The following is a 19,262-nucleotide window of genomic DNA, read 5'->3' on the forward strand; positions in this document are numbered from 1 at the left end:
TTAATTTTTTTTATTAAAATGATAAATTGATTCCTACAGATATTACTCTTGGTATAGATGTAGTTCCTTCTACATAACCACTACTAAGCGGATTTCCTGAACTTCCTCCATCTGGATTCATTCCTCTATATTTAGTCCAGGTATATAAATTTGTTCCTGAAACAAACACTCGTAAATTATCAATGTATACTTGGTCTAACAAAGCAGAAGGAAAACTATAACCAATTTGCATACTTCTTAGTCTTAAATAATCGGCATCTAAAACGTTGTAATTTGTAGGGTTTCTACTGGCGGCACGAGTTGACGTATTTCCATAAGCATCTGGAGGTGCTAAAAAGCCTTCTGGATTATTAATAGGATCCCAATAATTATTGTAATAGTAATAATCTGTATTAGAAAATGCTTCTCCATATTCTAAATAATTTGATGTCATTAAATCATAAGCCACTCTACCCATGGTGCCATTAAAGCTCATACTTAAATCAAACCCCTTATAATCTAAATTGATTCCAAAACCATATGTTACTTCTGGCTTATAATCTCCTAATTCTACTCTATCATCGGCATTAATTATATCGTTATTGTCAGTATCTTGAAATATATAATCTCCTATTTCAGCTGTTAATGTTGTAGATTTTTTATTATTATATTCATCAACTTCCTCTTGAGATTTTAGCAATCCTATTATTTTATAACCATATAAATTAGCTAAAGAACCTCCAACACGACTAATGAAACGCTGGTTACCGCCTTCATATAATTCATCTACGCCTCCTAAAGAAATAATTTCATTCTCATTTGTAGTTAAGTTTGCATTTAAAGCTACATTTAAATCTCCTAATTTGATTTGAGACGTATTAATTTCAAACTCCCAACCTCTATTTTGCATTTCTCCAATATTTTGAAGAGATGTGTTAAAACCTGTATGCTCTGGTACGGGTCTATCTAAAAGTAAATCAGAAATATTTGCTATATAGTAATTGGCTCCTAAATTTATAGTATTGAAAAAACCTAAATCCAAACCAAAATTATTAGATGTATTTGTTTCCCAACCTAATCCATATGAAGGTGAACTTGTTGGTGCTGCTCCAGGATAAAGTGTTCCATCAAAAGGATAATCTGCTCCCGTGCCAATAGTAGCGTATTGAGAATAGTTCCCTATTTGATTATTTCCTGTTTCCCCCCAACTGTAACGTAGCTTTGAATATGTTAAAACATCGTTTTTAGGAAAAAAATCTTCATTACTTAACACCCAACCTGCTGAAAAAGAAGCAAAAGTTCCATACCTATTATCAATACCAAACTTTGAAGAACCATCTCTACGCAAAGAAGCTGTTAAAAAATAAGTATTGTCATAGTCATACATCAACCTTCCAAAATATGATAATTGCGTCCATCTACTTCTAGATGCGCTAGCTGTTTGAGTAGTTGACCCATTAATATTGTCAATAATATCATTAGGAAAATTATCTCCTACCACAGATAAACTTGTAGAGTAACTTTTTTGAAAACTTTGCCCTAATAAAACTCCAAAGGAATGTTTATTAATATCAAACGTATAATCTAAGGTGTTTTCTATAAGAATTTGACTGTTATCACTTCTGCTTTCAGACCCTTGCTGCGTATCTCTTTCACTAATCAACTCCCTGTATGCCCCTGTTTCCATTGAAGCAAATTGATCGGTGTAAAATGTAGAAAACATATAACCTAAAGACGTTTTAAACTCAAGGTTTTTAATTGGTGTAATTGCTAAATATGTATTTCCAAACGACTTAAATTCTGTACGGTCATATTTAGACAACTCTGCCATAGCCACAGGGTTTTCCTGCATATTTGCATTATAAGGTCTATTAGCTATTATCTGTGCTTCAACATTATAACCTGTTGAATGACTATCATCATAAGCAGAGAAAAATGGATACATGTACACCATAGCTCTTCCTGCTGGATCTATTGGAAATCGATAATTATTGCCTCCATTTGTTAATCCTCTTTCAGAGTAATAACCATTAATATTAATTCCGTACTTTAAATAGTCATTAACACGGGTATTTATTTTAATATTTGTGGTATATCTTTTTTGATCTGCTGTAATAACAATACCTTCCTCTCCAGTATAGCCTATAGACACCGCATAATCCGTTTTTTCTGTTGCCCCAGATATATTTAGATAATGATTTTGAATGGTACCTGGCCTATAAACAGCATCTTCCCAATCAAAATCAGTTAACCCCGCTTCATTATTTAAATAAGGAATGGTATAGTCTAAAATTAGTTCTCTTACATTTGCACCTTTAGCTAAACGTTCTTCTTCAGAATCGTTAATATTAGCAGTTGGGTGATTCTTTAAATATGCATTATTTCTTGCATCTCGAAAAAATTTGGCTGCATCATAAGCATTTAATAAATCATATGAATTGACGCGTTCTTGAACACCAAGAACAGAACTTACTTGAACGGACATTTTTTTTCCACTCCCTTTTTTTGTAGTAATAATTATAACACCATTAGCTGCTCTAGACCCATAAATAGACGCTGATGCAGCATCTTTTAAAACACTAACACTCTCTATATCATTACTATTTAAAAGGTTTAATGAACTGCCTTCTCCTAAAGGGTAACCATCAACAACTATTAGGGGTTCTGCATCTCTTGTAATTGAACCTGCACCTCTTATAACTATTGAGTTACTATCACCCGGGTTTCTTGCATCTGTTAAAATATTTACACCTGCTAATTTCCCTACCAATGCTTGGTCTATATTTTTTGCATTTGAATAGGTTTGAATATCATCAGACTCAATACTAGCAATGGCGCCATTAATATTTCTTTTAGAATTTGTTCCATAACCTATTAATACAACCTCATCTAACTTTTGATTATCTGAAGATAGCGTAATATTTATTGAACTTTGATTATCTACAGGAACCTCTTTAGTGATAAAACCAACATAAGATACTTGTAAAATAGCCTCTCCGTTTACAGCTATCTTAAAATTTCCATCAAAATCAGTTGTGGCTCCATTGCCCGTTCCTTTTTCTAATACTGTAGCACCTGGCAATGGCATTCCATTGTTATCCAAAACTTTTCCTTCTACTATATTTTGAATAACTGCTTGGTTATATGAAAACGGAACTTCATAACGTTTTACTAAATATATAAGCCTATTGCTAAAATTAAAGGCTGTATTTGTATTACTAAAAATACGATTCAACACATTGGTTATGTCCTCGTTTTTTGTTTTTACTGTTATTAATCTATCTAAATCAACATCTTTTACTTTGTATACAAAACGAAAATCTGTTGTACTTTCTAATTGGTCAATAAATTGGCTTATGGAAACATTTTTGAGCTGTAAAGATACTTTAGTACCCTGGCCGTAAACTTCACGAGCCTGCATTGTAAATAAAGTTGTGAATATTAATAAAACACTTAATCTCATTTTTAAATCAAATTTCTCTAACTTATAGAGACTTCTTTTGTTCTTAAGAAGTTTTTTCATACTTTTAATTTGTTATTTGTGGTTATACTCTTATTTAATCACTTTTTACAATCGGGAAATGCTCGTAACATTTTCCGATTTTTTTATTTATACTTTTAAAGTGATTGATATTAATTTTCAGGATTATTATCTTTTTCAAATCATAAATCTTATGTTTTAATTGTTAATTAGTTAATTGTTATTGTTTTTTCATTTATACTATAATTTATTCCATAATTATCTTTCAAACTTTGTAATATCACATCAATAGTCTCATTACCAAAACTGGCATTGAAAATGGTTTTATTAATATTGGTGTTTTTATTTATTATTTTAATATTATAGTGACGCTCTAACTTTTTAATAATATTCTCAAAAGGCATATTTCTAAAAACTAACTCCCCATTAATCCAAGAGGTATAAACATCTGTAATTACAGTTTTTGTAGAAATGGTATAATCATCTTTATTAAAAATGGCTTTATGCCCTGGTATTAAGAGTGTTTTATTATCATTATGATGTAAATTATTTGTATCATACAAAGCAACTGAACCCTCTACAAGTACTACTTCTGCCGTAGTATCTTCTGGGTAAGCATTTATATTAAACTCTGTACCTAATACTTTTATATTCAAATTATTTGCTCTAGCTATAAAAGGATGTATGGAGTCTTTTGCTACGGTTAAAAAAGCCTCTCCTGTTACAAATATTTGTCGTTCAGAATCTTTTAAAAACTTAACAGGATATTTAATTGAAGTACCTGAATTAAGATGAGCTATGGTACCGTCAGACAATTCAAGTTCAAATCGTTTACCATATGGAACTGTAAGCGTATTATATATTAATTTTTCTAATCGCTCATCATCATCATCATCATCATTATAAACTAATCTGTTTCCTAATTGTTTTCCTAAAACACCACCTTGTCTATTAAAAAAAGTACTCGAGTCATTTTCTTTAACTATTTTAATAGTACCATCTTCTAACTCTAATGTTATAGAATTTGAAGGAATTTTAGTTTGCGACACATTATATTGCTGAAAATAAAAATAACAACCCAGACCAATTCCTATTAAAATAGCTGCAATATTTCGAACATGTCTAAACCTAATTTTAGCTTTGCTTTTTTGACTTTCTGTGTTTATTGTTTGAAGTATTTTTTTTAATAATTTTACTCTCATTTGAGATTCCTCAGACAAATCCCAATGAGCTGTCTGACTCTTAAATTGAGCTTGTTCACAGAATTTAAATAATACGGCTTTTTCTTTATCTGAACATTTCCCCTGCTCAAATTTATCTGCTAATTCTAAAAACTCTTTTTTGGTCATACTATGTGTTTACAATAGAATGACGCTCCAAAATTGAAATTCTCACATAGAAAAATCACAAAACAAGCACACTTAACAAACAGATAACAATGGAGAAACAAATGGTTAACTTAGCCAAGAAATAACAAGTGTTAGAAGAAAATTTGAAACACTTTTTAAAGATGTTCTAATATGCTTTAAGGCTAAATAGAGTTGATTTTCAACCGTACGTTGAGAAATTTCAAAATGCTTAGCAATTTCTTCATTTGAATAATCATCATACCGACTCATATAAAATATTTCTTTACAACGATTAGGGAGTTCTTTAGTCACACGTTCTAAAACACTCTTTAAATCTGCTGAATCCAAGTCATTATTTACCTCAGGTTCCAAAGATAAGTTTTCAATAATTGTATCATCTATTTCTGAAAACTTCACTTTACGAAACATGGAAATAGATTTATTTTTTGCCGATACAAAAAGATAACTTTCTAAGGATAAAATTTTTAACTCATCTTTCTTAATCCAAATACTGGTAAAAATTTCATGCAAAACATCTTCAGCCAAACCTTTATCATTAAGAATATTTAATGCGTAAACAAAAAGGCGTTTCCAATATCTATTATAAATGACTTTAAAGGCTAATTCATTTCCATCTTTTATAAGCAACAAAAGCTGAGCGTCGTTAACATCTTTCAAATCATTTATAATCACCTCTATTATAATTTTAGATAAAATTAAGAAGCATGAGTTGATTCAGAATACAATCTTGGTTAAGAAATTATTAATTATGATTTATTTAATATAGATTATTACATATGATCTTTAATTATTTTAATATTCTTCAAATTGAACATAATCAAACACCCCATAATTATCTTGAAAAGGAATGTGATCTCCAATGAATTTCAAGTTTTCTACACTACAAAAAATATAAAAAGAAAATTGGTCTCCATAATTAAGACTTAACCGACTCTTTTCTGTATTATTAATATACCATATAGCTTCGTACTTGTTTTTATTTTTAATTAATTCAATTTCCAAAACATGCCATTGTTCTCTTTTAATTTTTGTTGGTATGGATTGGAACGGAAGTGCTTGCGACGTCATATATGCTATAACTTCATCTGGTGCTACATCTAAACTATCTCTTACAGTAGTAGCCCCATAACCTATTTCAAAATCTAATTCGTGTTTGTCATCATTATATATAAAAGCACCAATACTAGCCATATCACCCATTCCTAATTTTGGGACATATACTTTCCAAGTATATTTTCCAGTTTTGTATTTTTTTTTAAAAGTTCTTATTTTAGGTCTATCCCAAGTATTTGCTCTGGTACTAATATTCAATTCCCCTTTATTGATATGATAATTAACTAACCCTTTCATGTTTTGAGAACCATCTACCCAGCCAGCCAAAGTGTTAAAATCCCAACGAATTTTGTAATTATTCATAATTGATTGTGTGCTTTTTTCTGAAGTTTTATTTGTTCTACTCTTTAATATAGAAGAACAGCTAAATTGACTTAAAACAATAAAAGGGGTGAATAAAAAGATTTTACTTATTTTAATTTTTTGAGACATTTTTCGGAATTATGTATGAGTAATTAAAATCTGTTAAAATAGACAAGGCATCCATAAAATGATGAATGCCTCATATAAAATTTAAAAAAACAGAATGTTCAATAGCTATAGTATCAATTTAAGCAGTGGCCTGCTTTAAAATCAATATTTAAATTAGTTTCTTTAATTTGAATTGTATAATTGTTATTTGACGAGGTGTTTTTACAAGATGAATCTGCTAAAATTTTAACATGTTCATCCCAACTTCCATCTGGTGATTTTAAAAGTATAAACTCTATTTTACTATTTTTTGGTACAAGTCTTCTACCTGTATAAATACCATCATAGTCATAGTCTGTTAATGTTACACCATTAGAATGCCAGAATTCTTTTGCTCCTGAGTTAGAATTTGTAAACGTGCCTGCCAACATAAGAAATTCTTTGCCACCTTCAATATCCTTAAAATAAGGGGACCCATTCATATTTACATTAAATACAACATTCACATAGTCTGGATTTTTTGAGTTTTGGGTATAGTAAGGTGTATTTTCCCAATTAGTTTTTACAGTATTTAGGTTTTCTTGAAATCTATTAAAATCTTTATGTTCGTTTAATGTCCATCCTACCTCAGCATACGCTGCTATTCTAGGAAAAACCTGCCTGTAAAGATCTTCAACCTTAGGAATCCATTCACTCCACATCTGACAGCCAAGACCAATAACTTTATTTTCTAATGAAACATCAATACCTTCAGGAATAGGGTTAAAACCATAAGCCTTTTCAAGAGGTATAGAATTAAAATCATAATCAAGATAGGTATAATTGTGTGTTGAATTGACCACGTCATGTCCTTTATTTATAGCAGACAACATAAGCTCTTTACTTCCTTTCCAAAAATGAACAATAGCACTTTCAGCAAGTTTTTGGTTGTTTTCTTCTGCTGTTTCTTCTCCTTCTCTCCATGAATGTAAATTTTCTCCCAAAATATCATTCCACCCCATCATTCTGTAGCCCTTGCTCTCTATAAAATTTGAGACTTTATTTGTAAATGAAATTTGGACATCTGAAAATGTATTCAAATTATTTTTAGCCATGTAATCAGAAACTTCTTTATTATTTTTCCATTGACCAAATTTTACTTCGTCACCTCCAATATGAATGATTTTACTAGGAAATAAATCAATCACTTCTTGTAATACATCTTCTATAAAGGTATATACTCTATCATTAGTAACATTATAGATATTAGGTAAAATTCCAAAAGTAACAGGTACTTCAATTGGTTCTTCCAATGTACCTAACCAAGGGTAGGCTGCAATTGCTGCAGAGGCGTGACCTGGCATTTCAATTTCAGGAATAATGGTAATATGCTTTTTTTGAGCATATTCTATAACTTCTTTAATTTCTTTTTGTGTATAAAAGCCTGAATGAGGTTCGCCTGATCTCTCTTCACTTTTAACACCATTTATTTGTGTATCGCTCCTTTTACCTCCTATTTCTGTTAGTAAAGGGTATTTCTTTATTTCAATACGCCACCCCTGATCATCTGTTAAATGCCAATGAAATATATTCATTTTCAGTTTAGACATTTGATCAAGCATATCGAATACAACCTCTTTACCCTTAAAATGTCTGGATTCATCAAGCATAAAAGCACGCCATTTAAATGCGGGTTTGTCTTGTATGGAAACACAAGGAAATGAAATACTATTGGCTTTTGTTATGGATGGTAATTGTAATAAGGTTTGTAAACTATAAAAAACTCCAGCAGGTTTTGCTGCTGTTATTTGAATTTTTTTATTGTTAATTTCTAAGTTATACCCCTCATTACCTAGTTTGTCAAATTGATTTTCTTCTAATAATAATTCAATATTAGCATTTTTTGATGCCGTAACCTCAATATCAAATTCACTCATTAACTTTTGCAATGCTTCAAATTCATTTTTCAACTCTGAATCATACTTAACTTTAAGTTTTTTCACCTCTAAAGTATTCTCATGTATTTCAACACTGTTGGGGTAAGGAATTAAATTTAATTGCGCAGAAATCTGTATGCTTAGGAAATAAAAGATAGAACATACAACGAGTATTTTTTTATTTATAAATGTCATTATTCAATTTGTGTTTTTATATGATTAGAGTAAAAATTTCATGTTTAAAACTTTTCTTCACTAATTTTAAATGAATAGCCTTCATGAACAACAAATACTATCATTTTAAATTCAGATAAAGAAATTGAGCTCAATAAAAAATCATAATATATTTTTTGTAAAAATAATTTAACAAATAGTTACCTTGAGGGGATTTATTATTCAAATGAGGTAGATATATTAGTAAATATTCACTATTATGCCTTACAACTAAACATAATCATAAGTTTAACAGCTAAAAATATTGATATAAAATAAATTCTATATTTGTTGGGACCTCTGGTTGATTATTTATCATAAAAAACCAAATTTGTATAAGAACATTCTATGAAAACGCTATACTTATTTATTTCTTTTAATATCTTTTTTAGTAGCCTGTTTGCTCAAAATCAAATTTCGTTTTTTCATATTACTCCAGAAACAGATAACGGATTTCGTACTATCAAACATACCGTTCAAGACTCATTAGGCTACATATGGATGTCTCAGAGTAAAGGGATTCTTAAATATGATGGTTATGAATTTTGGTTTCATTCAGTAGATTCTATTTTCAATACAGCTAATATTGATGATGAAATAAAAAAAATTCTAGTCGATTCTGATGGTAATCTTTTAGTTCTTTCCCGTAAAGGATTATTGTCTAGAAAAGAAGTAAATGGTAACTATAAGCAATTAAATAATCTAATATCTAATACTCAAGAAACGTTTTTAATAAAAAATGTATTTGTTAGAAAAAAGCATATATACATTACTGATTCTTTTAACAAGCTTTATTTCTTAGATAGTAAAACCTTAAAACTTAATTATATTTTATCAGTAGTCCACCCTGAAAATCATGGAACTAATATAATAGATTTAGTAGTTGATGATAATGAAACCATATACTTAAGCATTAATAATGGTAAATTACTAAAATATGCTAATAAGAAATTAATAGAGCTAAAAGGACGTTTTAATAATCGTCCAGGAATAATGTATTTAACCTTAGATAAAAGCAACAATTTATGGATTGGCACTAAATTAATGGGGTTGTTTAAATATGATGTAGTTGAAAACAAATTTGAACAACTTTCTTATTTTAGGAATGGTATCGATATATTAAAAGAAGACATGATTTTGTCTATTTTTTGCGATTATGAAGGTAATATTTGGGCTGGTTCAGATGGTGAAGGTTTGTATAAAATAAATCCCAAAAATGAAAATATTGTCCTTGTTAGACATTCTGATTTAAATGAGTTTTCATTAAGCACCAATTCAATAATCAGTATAAACCAAGATTTATATAAAAACTTATGGGTAGTTTCAAATTTTGGAGATATAAATATACTTGTTAATACACCCAATAAAGTATCTCATTATAATGGGCTAATAGAAAATATTTCTGCTCGAGTTTTATCTGTTTTGAAAGACACCAATGATAACCTTTGGATAGGAACCGATGGAAAGGGCTTGACTAAAAAAAACACAAAAACAGGTCAAGAAAAACAGTTTTTAATCGACCTTAAAGATTTAGAAGGAGCTTATGTACAAACTATTACAGAAGATAAAAATGGAAATATTTGGATCGGGACATACAAAAATGGCTTGTGGTTTTATAATTCTCAAAAAGATGTCATTTCAAAAATCCATCTTTTAGATACTAAAGGAAAACATGCTATAGATATTTTAACAACATTTACAGATTCCAAAGGGAGAATTTGGGTAGGTTCTGACCTTACTTTAACCGTTTTTAATTCTAAAAAAGAAATATTAGCATCCTTTGATTTTTGGCAAAATGGATTAAATGGAGATTTAATTAGATGCATAGTTGAAGATGATAACAACTATTTATGGATTGGAGTTGATGGCGGCGGACTTTTTAGATTAGAAGAAAACTCATTACTAAGTAACTCTACATTTCAAAACATTTCATATACCAATAGCAAAAGAGATTACTACTCAATTGTTTCTATGGTTACAGATACCAAAGGTAATTTGTGGTTAGTAGATTTAGAAGGTGGAATTTACACGGTAAATACAGTTGACCAATCATACAGCAAATTTGCTAGTCAACATGCTATTAATGATGTTGCTTTTCATTCTATTTTATTGGAAAATTCAGAAAGTTTGTGGTTGGGTTCTAATAATGGTTTATGGAATTTGAAGTTAAAAGATTCAAGCTTTGTCAAATACACTAAATCAGATGGCTTTTTTAGTGATTATTATGTGCAACGAAGTGCTTATAAAGATAAATCAGGCTTTTTATATTTTGGAGGGTTAAATGGGGTTGACGGTTTTATACCAAAAAATATTTCAAAAATATCAACAAAATTAGAATTATATATAAATTCAATAGATATACTTAATAAGCCCGCTTCATCCATAATACCAAAACAATTAGAAAAAGGAATTGAAAATATAAAATCGATTGAGTTAAAAAATAATCAGTCCTCTTTTTCATTTAAATTCTCTGTAGTTGGAACCGTTTTAAATGCAAACTATTTGTATAAATATAGACTAAAGGGATTTGATGATGAATGGAAAGTTACTAAAAACAATCGTATAGCTACATTTACAAATATCCCTTGGGGTACATATAGTTTTGAAATAAAAGCATCCACCATAAATGACAATGTTGATATTCCTTTAAAATCCATTAACATTTTTATAAAACCTCCTCTTTGGATGCATCCAGTAGCATTTTTACTATACTTAATAGTTTTGTCTGTTTTAATATTTGGTTTTTATAAATGGTATCTTTTACGAAAAAAACTATTTAGCCAGAAAATTAAAAATGAAGAAGAATCTAAAATCTATTATGAGAAAATGAATTTTTTCTCTAAAATGTCTCATGAAATACAAACTCCATTAACACTTATAATGGGACCCGTTGAAGATATTTTAAAAAAAACTCAAATAGAAAAAGATAAGGCGCTAAGCCAGCGTCTTAGAGTCATCTTTAACAATGCTAAAAGATTATCTAGAATTGCTAATTTACTTACAACAGTAAGAAATAAAGAAATAGGACGATTAAAATTGAGAATTCAAAAAAAGGACATCATAAGAGAAATTAAAGAAATTTCTAATGCTTTTCAAGAACAAGCTCGTTTTAAAAGAATAGATTTTGAAATAAATAATTTTGCTGAAGTCTACATGCTGTGGTATGATAATGAATTATTGGAGCATATGATTTATAATATACTATCAAATGCTTTTAAATATACACCGCCAGAAGGACGAATTGTAATAAAAACGCGTTTGAATAATGAAAAAGACTTGTTTGAAATCTCTGTTAATGATTCAGGATATGGAATTTCTAAAAAGGAATATGATGATATTTTTAGATTATTCTATCGCTCCCATAAAACAAGCCATAATATTGGTATGGGAATAGGTTTGGCATTTGTTAAAGAGTTGATTAGCTTGCATAAAGGAGAAATAAATGTTAAGTCAAAAAAGAATAAAGGCTCAACTTTTACTATTGGGTTGCCTTTAAGTGAAGCTAAGTATTCTGATGATGATAAGATTAAAAAACCAAAACCAGTAGTTGTTAAACCAGCTTCTTCAAACATTGAAATATTAGAAACTAAGAATAAAAAAAATCATTCAAAAAAAGACTCAATACTAATTGTAGAAGATAATTATGAAATGCTGCATTTTCTATCTGAAGTTTTTAGCGAAAACTACAATGTTTACTCTGGCTATAACGGTAAAGAAGGTATAGAAATTGCAAAGAAAAAATTGCCAGACATTATAATTTCAGATATCGCTATGCCCGTTATGGATGGATTAGAAATGTGCAAGATTATACAAAAAGACAATGATGTTTCACATATTCCTATTATATTTTTAACAGCAAAAAACACAACACGTCATAAATTAAAGGGGTTAAAATATGGAGCCATTGAATTTCTTTATAAGCCATTTGATATTAATGAACTGCAATTAAAAGTGAATAGTATTCTCATTCAAAACAAAAGAATATCATCAAAAGTAAGTTTACAATATCTTAGTGCACCTGAAAATATTCCAAATAAATCTAAAGATTCAATTTTTTTAGAAAACTTGGTTTCTATATTAAACTCGAAATTGGAAGACCCTGAGTTTAAGCTAGAAAACTTATCCAACATCATGAGTTTAAGCTATTCAAACATATATAGAAATTGTCAAAAATTAACAGGTAAAACACTTACAGAATTATTTAGATTACTTCGTTTAAAAAAAGCAGCTGTTTTAATAGTCCAAAATAAATACAATGTATCTGAGGCTTGTTTTGCGGTAGGATTTAATGATACAAAATACTTTTCCAAATGCTTTAAAGAACAGTTTAAAATGACCCCAACAGCTTTTAAAAACAAAGCTAAAGATATGGATTTAGACACGTTTTTAATAAAATATGAATTATTTAAGATTAATTAAATTTATACCTACTAAGTCAAATTTGCTTAATGGTTTACGATTATAACGATGTATATTGATGAATATCTCCTGTCAATTACCTTCTTCTTTTAATACATTTGTAATGTTAATGTTCTTTATCAGGAAATAGCAATCCAACAAATTTAGTAAGTAACATCTGGATTGTCTGAAATCAATTTTTGTATTTATTTGCAAAAGAAAGCCTCTATAGAACATTTTTTTGATTAAAATAAAAAAGCATGAAAAAAGCGGTATTTTCAACTTGTCTATTACTTCTATTAACTTTTAAACTAAATGCTAATACAATTCGTGCGCTGTATGTTGATGGTTTTGCAACCATTTTAGGTGATGACCTTGCAGAAAACACCTTGTTGCTTTATGCTCAAAATAATGGAATAGAAAAATTATTATTATATGAACTTCATTTAGTCAATGCCAATCATAATTTATCCTACACTTCTACAAATTATATTTTAGCCAATTTTATTCATAAAGCTAAAACAGCATATGGAATTCTTTCAATTGGAGCAGTAGCAGAAAATGCATGGTTTTTCACAAATGTTATAGATCCTTATAATAATAGCAGAACTGATACTAATGAAAAAATTGATATTTATAATTTAGAATTTGAATATTGGAATGATACTGGAGTCAATCCTGGCGGATATTATTGTAATACGTATTTAGGATCCGTTAACTACCCTTGTAGTAATGACGGTGCCTTTCAATTCTATCTTTCAACCTTAGATGACATGAGAACATTGGCTCATAATAATTCGCACCCCATTACAACAGAAGCCTATTTAGGCTGGCCAACAACAGCTCAAGCTCAAGAATTGGGTAGCCATTTAGATGTTTTACTCTTACATGCTTATGTTACCAATCCAAATACTAGTTTCAATTACGTTAAAGACAGGCTTATTAATTTTGCTAATGGTACGCCTAATTTAAATGTATCAATTATCTTTTCATCCGAACCAAATTTTATGGGAGATTGGTTAATAAACAATACAATGAGTGAAGCAGAAAATTTATTTACGACAGATTGGATTAATGATTCAGCAACATGGAGCAATAATATTAATTTAGAAGGTTTTACTTATTTTACCTACAGATATCAAGATGGTATTGTTCTTTCAACTAATAGCGCTCAAAATATTTCAAGAAAAACAATTTTGTATCCTAATCCTGTGCAAAACACCTTACATATAGAAAATATTGAAAATATTATAACCATTCAAGTTTATAATAGTATAGGACAATTAATAAAAGAAACAAAAGAAGGAAAAATTAATTTTAATGATTTTACTGGTGGAGTTTATTTCTTAAAAATACTAAGTAACAATGGATTAGAAATAAAGAAAATATTAAAAAAATAAACGTCTATGATGATTTATTACTAAATATCAATCCATTTATATGGTTGTTTTTTTATTGCTTCTTCAACTCATTTATTCTTCCATTCAGAAACAATAACTTACTGAAACCTTTATTTAATTCCCATTTCTATTACATAATAAGTATTGAAAAGTATTGCCATTCAAATCTAATTTAAAACTGATACCTTTACTCTTTTACAAATCAATAATCAGTAACTATAGAGTTAATACTTTGACGGTTAATTTACAATTTGCCAGTATCTTAATCTTATTCTACAAGTTAATTTTAAAAATTTAGTATCTTTTTAATTAAAATATAAAAGATAAACTTATTATTATTTTTGAGTTAAAAACTAACTATTAAATCATAAAAATTCATCCATTTAATAACTTAGATTATGAATTCAACAGAATCAGCATTACAAGAACGCATTAAAGAATTAACATGTCTTTACGAAGTGTCTTCAATTATTGTAAATGCCGATGTTGAAAATATAGAAAACACCTTAAAAGCTATTGCTTTTAGTTTAAAAAAAGCATTCAGCTACCCCAAAGAAACAGATATTATCATTTTAGTAAACACAATTCTTATAAAAACCAATCAGGTTTTTGATGGACATATAAAACTGAGAGCAGATATAGTTGTTTTTAATAAATTAGCAGGTACAATTTCGGCATATTTAAATCAATCCAAATTCTCCAAAAAAGATTTTTTAAATGAAGAACAGCTATTACTCAACTCCATAGCTTTAAAGTTAGGTAATTTGTTTGAGCGCATAGAAATTAGAAAAAATGAAATTTCTCTAAAACGCCAAATGGAACATGCAGACAGACTTAATATCTTAGGAGAGTTAACTGCTGGAATTGCTCATGAATTAAACACGCCTTTAGCTAATATTTTAGGATATGCTGAATTACTAAAAGACCACCTTAACAATAACAATCAAAGCACAGCTGATTTAGAAAAGATTATCCAAAACACCATTTTCTCAAGAGAAGTTGTCAAAAAACTCATGTTCTTTGCTTGTGAAATGCCGCAAGAAATGACACGAGTAAATATTATTCCAAGTATTAAAGATGCTATAGATTTATTGGACACTACCTTCAGAAAACAACAAGTAAAATACATTGTTAAAATAGAGGAAGAAGCATTGTGGTTGCGTGCAGATATAATTCAACTTACACAAATAATATTCAACCTTATTATCAATGCTATTTACTTTTCACCAAAAAACGGACTTGTTACAATCTCAACATTTCAAACAGATACAGATGTAATCCTTAAAATTTCAGATGAAGGTCCGGGCATTGCCAGAGAAGCTTTAGAAAAAATTTTCCAACCATTCTTCACTACAAAACCAATTGGTGAAGGTTCCGGCTTAGGCTTAAGCGTTGTACACGGTATTATTTCTAGTCATAAAGGTACAATTATAGCTAAGAACAATTCAGTTAAAGGCTGTACCTTTACAGTAACATTACCAAAACAATTATGATACAGTTTCAAAAAGAAAATATATTGGTTGTAGATGATGATATCAGTATTTTGGAGTTATTACAACGCCATCTCCAATCATGGAATTATCATATTTACAAGGCTATTTCGGTTAAAGAAGCTGTTTCTATTTTAAGAGATACTTCTATTGATTTACTCATTACAGATTTAAAAATGCCAGAAGTTGACGGTTTTGAACTTATTAAATTTGTATCTGAACATTACCCAAAACTACCCAAATTAGTGGTTACAGGCTACCCGTCTATTCAAGATTCATTAACAGCTATAAAATCTAAAGTTGCTTACCTTACAAAACCTTTCACAAAAGAAGAGCTAAAATCTGCTATTGAAACAACATTAGCTAAAACCAATTCCAAAACAAGAACGCTACCAAAACAAAAAGCCTATGGTGAAATAATAGGAACTTCAAAAGCAATCCATAAAATCATTCAAATTATTGAACGCATAAAAGATAATAAAGCCACTGTTTTTATAAATGGTGAGAGTGGTACTGGAAAGGAATTAGTTGCACGTGCCATTCACTATCAAGGAAAATTTTCAAGAGCACCCTTTATTTCTGTAAATTGTGGAGGCATTCCAGAAAATCTTTTGGAAGCTGAACTTTTTGGGTACAACAAAGGGGCCTTTACAGGCGCAGATAGCAACAGGAATGGTTATTTTCAAGCGGCAAATGGAGGTACCATTTTTTTAGATGAAATTGGAAATGCATCTTTAGCGGTTCAATCTCGACTATTACGTGTTTTACAAGAAAAAGAAGTAATGAAAGTTGGTTCTCAAAAAACAGAAAAGGTAGATGTCCGTATCATTGCCGCTACTAATAGTAATTTAAAGGATATGATAAACAAACAAATGTTTAGAGAAGACTTGTATTACAGATTAACCGTTGTTGAAATTAATGTTGCACCTTTAAAAGAAAGAAAAGAAGATATCCCTCTATTGGTTGATAAATTTCTATTCAAATATGGGATAGAATACAAAGATCATTTTGTAAAAATAAGTGCCGACGCCTCCAATTTATTACAACGTTATGATTGGCCTGGTAACATAAGAGAATTAGAAAACGTCATTCAAAGAGCTGTAATTATGTGTGACAAAATCATTGAAATAGAACACTTACCAAATGCACTCAAATTCAATATTAATTTTTCAACAGAAAAGCTAATACCATTAAAAGAAATGGAAAAACAGTACATTTTAAAAGTTTTAAATGCTACAAACAATAATAAAACTAAAGCTGCAGAAATTTTAGGTATTGACAGAAAGACAATTCGACAAAAAATTTCAGAATAAACGAATATAATTATAATACTATTGGAACATTTTAACTCAACTGAGTAATTATGTACCACCTTCAATTTTACTTTCTACTTTACAAAACCTTTAAACCCCTTATATTTAATAGTACTACCTAATACACCCCCAATTTTAGAACATACTGGCATAAGATTTGTTTTTATTTTATAAAACAAATGGTTATGAAACTAAGTCAATTTAATATATGCCCGAGTTGTTTACATGTATCAACCTGCTTACTCACAAATCAAAAAAATCAAGTATGGTCTTGTAGTGAATATGAAGGATTTGAAGCATCAACAAATTCTTTTTCACAAACAAAAGAAATTATAAAGCATAATGACCACCAACCCTTGATTCATTTTAATAGAATCAATCCTAATTTTTAATCCAAAAGGATAAATCTAAAGTTTAAAAGATACTATGGAGCTATTAACAAAAAACTTAAATTCTAAAACAAAAAAAGTATTGCATAGGGGTATGATGGATAATGTGATGGAGCAATTTAATCGTGCTGCAAATCATATTAATTTACAACCAAATATTCGTAAGATTTTAAGCATTACCAACAACGAAATTGTAGTTCATTTTCCTGTTAAAATGGACAATGGCAATGTAGAAGTCTTTAAAGGCTACCGTGTGCAACACAACAATGCATTGGGCCCATACAAAGGCGGTCTACGCTATCATTCAACGGTTGATATTGATGCTACAAGAGCACTTGCTATGTGGATGACATGGAAAACCTCGCTTGCCGGATTGCCTTTTGGCGGCGGAAAAGGTGGTATTCAAATAAATCCTTTAAAATATTCTAAAAGCGAATTGGAGCGAATTACACGCAGGTTTACCTTTGCTTTAGCAGATAACATTGGACCAGAACATGATATTCCTGCTCCAGATGTTAATACAAACAGTCAAACCATGGCGTGGATTGCAGACACCTATATGAGTACCAGACCACCTGCAGAGCGTTCGGCAAACCAACATGTTGTAACAGGCAAGCCTGCTGGTAGTGGCGGATTGGAAGGTCGTGATAGGGCTACAGGTTTTGGGGTTTATTACAGCATTAAACTATGGATTAACAACAATAACGATACTCTGAAAAACAAACGTTTTATTGTGCAAGGTTTTGGTAATGTAGGCTATTGGGCAGCTTTTTTTTTAGAACAGGATGGAGCCAAATTAGTTGCTGTACAAGATGCTTTTGGTAGCATTCAAAACCCTAATGGTATTCAAGTTGAGACACTTTTTGAATATACAAAATCAAATAATGGAAGTATTGTTGACTATCCTGAAGCTTCAATTATAGATAAAGACGTTTTTTTTGGTGTTGATTGCGACATTTTTATTCCTGCTGCTTTAGGAAATCAAATAACCAAAAATAATGCTCCAAACATTAAGGCAAAGCTATTAGCCGAAGGAGCTAATGGACCAACAAATATTGAAGGAGAAGCACTACTTATAGAACAAGGAACAACCATCATTCCTGATATTTTATGCAATTCGGGAGGTGTTATTGCGAGTTATTTTGAATGGTTGCAAAACCGAAATGGCGAACTGTGGCATATGGAAGACGTGATGGATAAATTAAAGCATAAACTTAAAAATTCCTTTGATGCAGTTGCTACCTATGCACAAAAAGAAAATATTGATATGCGAACAGCGGCATATTGCATTGCTATTACACGAATAGAAAAAGCTTATGTTCAACGAGGGATTTTCCCATAAATAATTAATAATGAAATACGGAAGTATAATCTTAGAAAAAAAAGAATATGTGTATATTAAACGTATTCTTAACATTTCTGGCTATGTAGGAAATCATGAAATCCAGAAATCCTTAATAAAATTTACAGAAGAATTAAAAACAGCTCACATATTGGATGAAAAAGAGTTTCCTGTTGATGTGGTACGATTAAATAGCATTGTTACAGTATCATCAGGTGAAAATTGGAAAAAAACAATACAAATTGTACAACCTTCCGAAAAGGATATAAAGAATAATAAAATTTCTATTCTAACGCCTATGGGAGCTGCTCTGTTTGGGTATTCTGTTAATGATATTGTCAAATGGGATTTCCCAACGGGAATAAAAGAACTAAAAATAATAGAAGTAACACAACAAGCTAAAGAAAAAATTTTATTGTATTAACTTAAAAACACAAGCTATGGCGA

At 29.7% G+C, this 19,262-nt stretch carries 12 protein-coding genes; 7 read left to right on the forward strand and 5 right to left on the reverse strand.

Annotated elements, in window-relative coordinates:
- Positions 1–13 precede the first annotated feature (13 nt).
- From APS56_RS06245 to APS56_RS06265, 5 genes are all read right to left on the reverse strand, one after another.
- A complete protein-coding gene (locus tag APS56_RS06245; protein ID WP_082379282.1) occupies positions 14–3,502 on the reverse strand; it encodes a TonB-dependent receptor in 3,489 nt (1,162 codons plus the stop codon).
- Positions 3,503–3,669: 167 nt separating this feature from the next.
- The gene (locus APS56_RS06250; RefSeq protein WP_054726117.1) at positions 3,670–4,809 is read right to left on the reverse strand and encodes a FecR family protein; all 1,140 of its coding nucleotides are present in this window, start codon (positions 4,807–4,809) and stop codon (positions 3,670–3,672) included.
- Between the two features lie 105 nt (positions 4,810–4,914).
- Entirely contained in the window at positions 4,915–5,502 is a 588-nt protein-coding gene (locus tag APS56_RS06255; RefSeq protein WP_054726120.1) for an RNA polymerase sigma factor, read from the reverse strand.
- A gap of 120 nt (positions 5,503–5,622) precedes the next feature.
- A complete protein-coding gene (locus APS56_RS06260) occupies positions 5,623–6,246 on the reverse strand; it encodes a hypothetical protein (RefSeq protein ID WP_054731223.1) in 624 nt (207 codons plus the stop codon).
- Positions 6,247–6,488: 242 nt separating this feature from the next.
- A complete protein-coding gene (locus APS56_RS06265; protein ID WP_082379284.1) occupies positions 6,489–8,465 on the reverse strand; it encodes a beta-N-acetylhexosaminidase in 1,977 nt (658 codons plus the stop codon).
- 366 nt (positions 8,466–8,831) lie between these two features.
- Between APS56_RS06265 and APS56_RS06270 the strand changes: the two genes are divergently transcribed.
- The 7 genes from APS56_RS06270 to APS56_RS06295 all read left to right on the forward strand — a co-directional run bounded on the left by APS56_RS06270 (position 8,832) and on the right by APS56_RS06295 (position 19,239).
- Positions 8,832–12,902: a hybrid sensor histidine kinase/response regulator transcription factor gene (locus APS56_RS06270; protein WP_054726123.1), complete on the forward strand. Its 4,071-nt coding sequence runs from the start codon at positions 8,832–8,834 to the stop codon at positions 12,900–12,902.
- Positions 12,903–13,141: 239 nt separating this feature from the next.
- The gene (locus APS56_RS06275; RefSeq protein ID WP_054726126.1) at positions 13,142–14,281 is read left to right on the forward strand and encodes a T9SS type A sorting domain-containing protein; all 1,140 of its coding nucleotides are present in this window, start codon (positions 13,142–13,144) and stop codon (positions 14,279–14,281) included.
- 398 nt (positions 14,282–14,679) lie between these two features.
- Positions 14,680–15,774 (forward strand): sensor histidine kinase, encoded by a 1,095-nt coding sequence (locus tag APS56_RS06280; RefSeq protein ID WP_054726129.1) that lies wholly within the window; start codon positions 14,680–14,682, stop codon positions 15,772–15,774.
- Positions 15,774–17,084, forward strand: a complete 1,311-nt coding sequence (locus APS56_RS06285; RefSeq protein WP_054731225.1) for a sigma-54-dependent transcriptional regulator — start codon at positions 15,774–15,776, stop codon at positions 17,082–17,084. The genes APS56_RS06280 and APS56_RS06285 overlap by 1 nt, the downstream gene beginning before the upstream one ends.
- Positions 17,085–17,269: 185 nt before the next feature.
- Positions 17,270–17,476, forward strand: coding sequence for a hypothetical protein (locus tag APS56_RS16945; protein WP_157757619.1), 207 nt, complete (start codon positions 17,270–17,272; stop codon positions 17,474–17,476).
- A gap of 34 nt (positions 17,477–17,510) precedes the next feature.
- Positions 17,511–18,815: a Glu/Leu/Phe/Val family dehydrogenase gene (locus APS56_RS06290; RefSeq protein WP_054726132.1), complete on the forward strand. Its 1,305-nt coding sequence runs from the start codon at positions 17,511–17,513 to the stop codon at positions 18,813–18,815.
- Between the two features lie 10 nt (positions 18,816–18,825).
- Positions 18,826–19,239 (forward strand): GreA/GreB family elongation factor, encoded by a 414-nt coding sequence (locus APS56_RS06295; protein WP_054726135.1) that lies wholly within the window; start codon positions 18,826–18,828, stop codon positions 19,237–19,239.
- Positions 19,240–19,262: the final 23 nt, after the last annotated feature.

It is taken from the genome of Pseudalgibacter alginicilyticus, assembly GCF_001310225.1.
Lineage (GTDB): Bacteria > Bacteroidota > Bacteroidia > Flavobacteriales > Flavobacteriaceae > Pseudalgibacter > Pseudalgibacter alginicilyticus.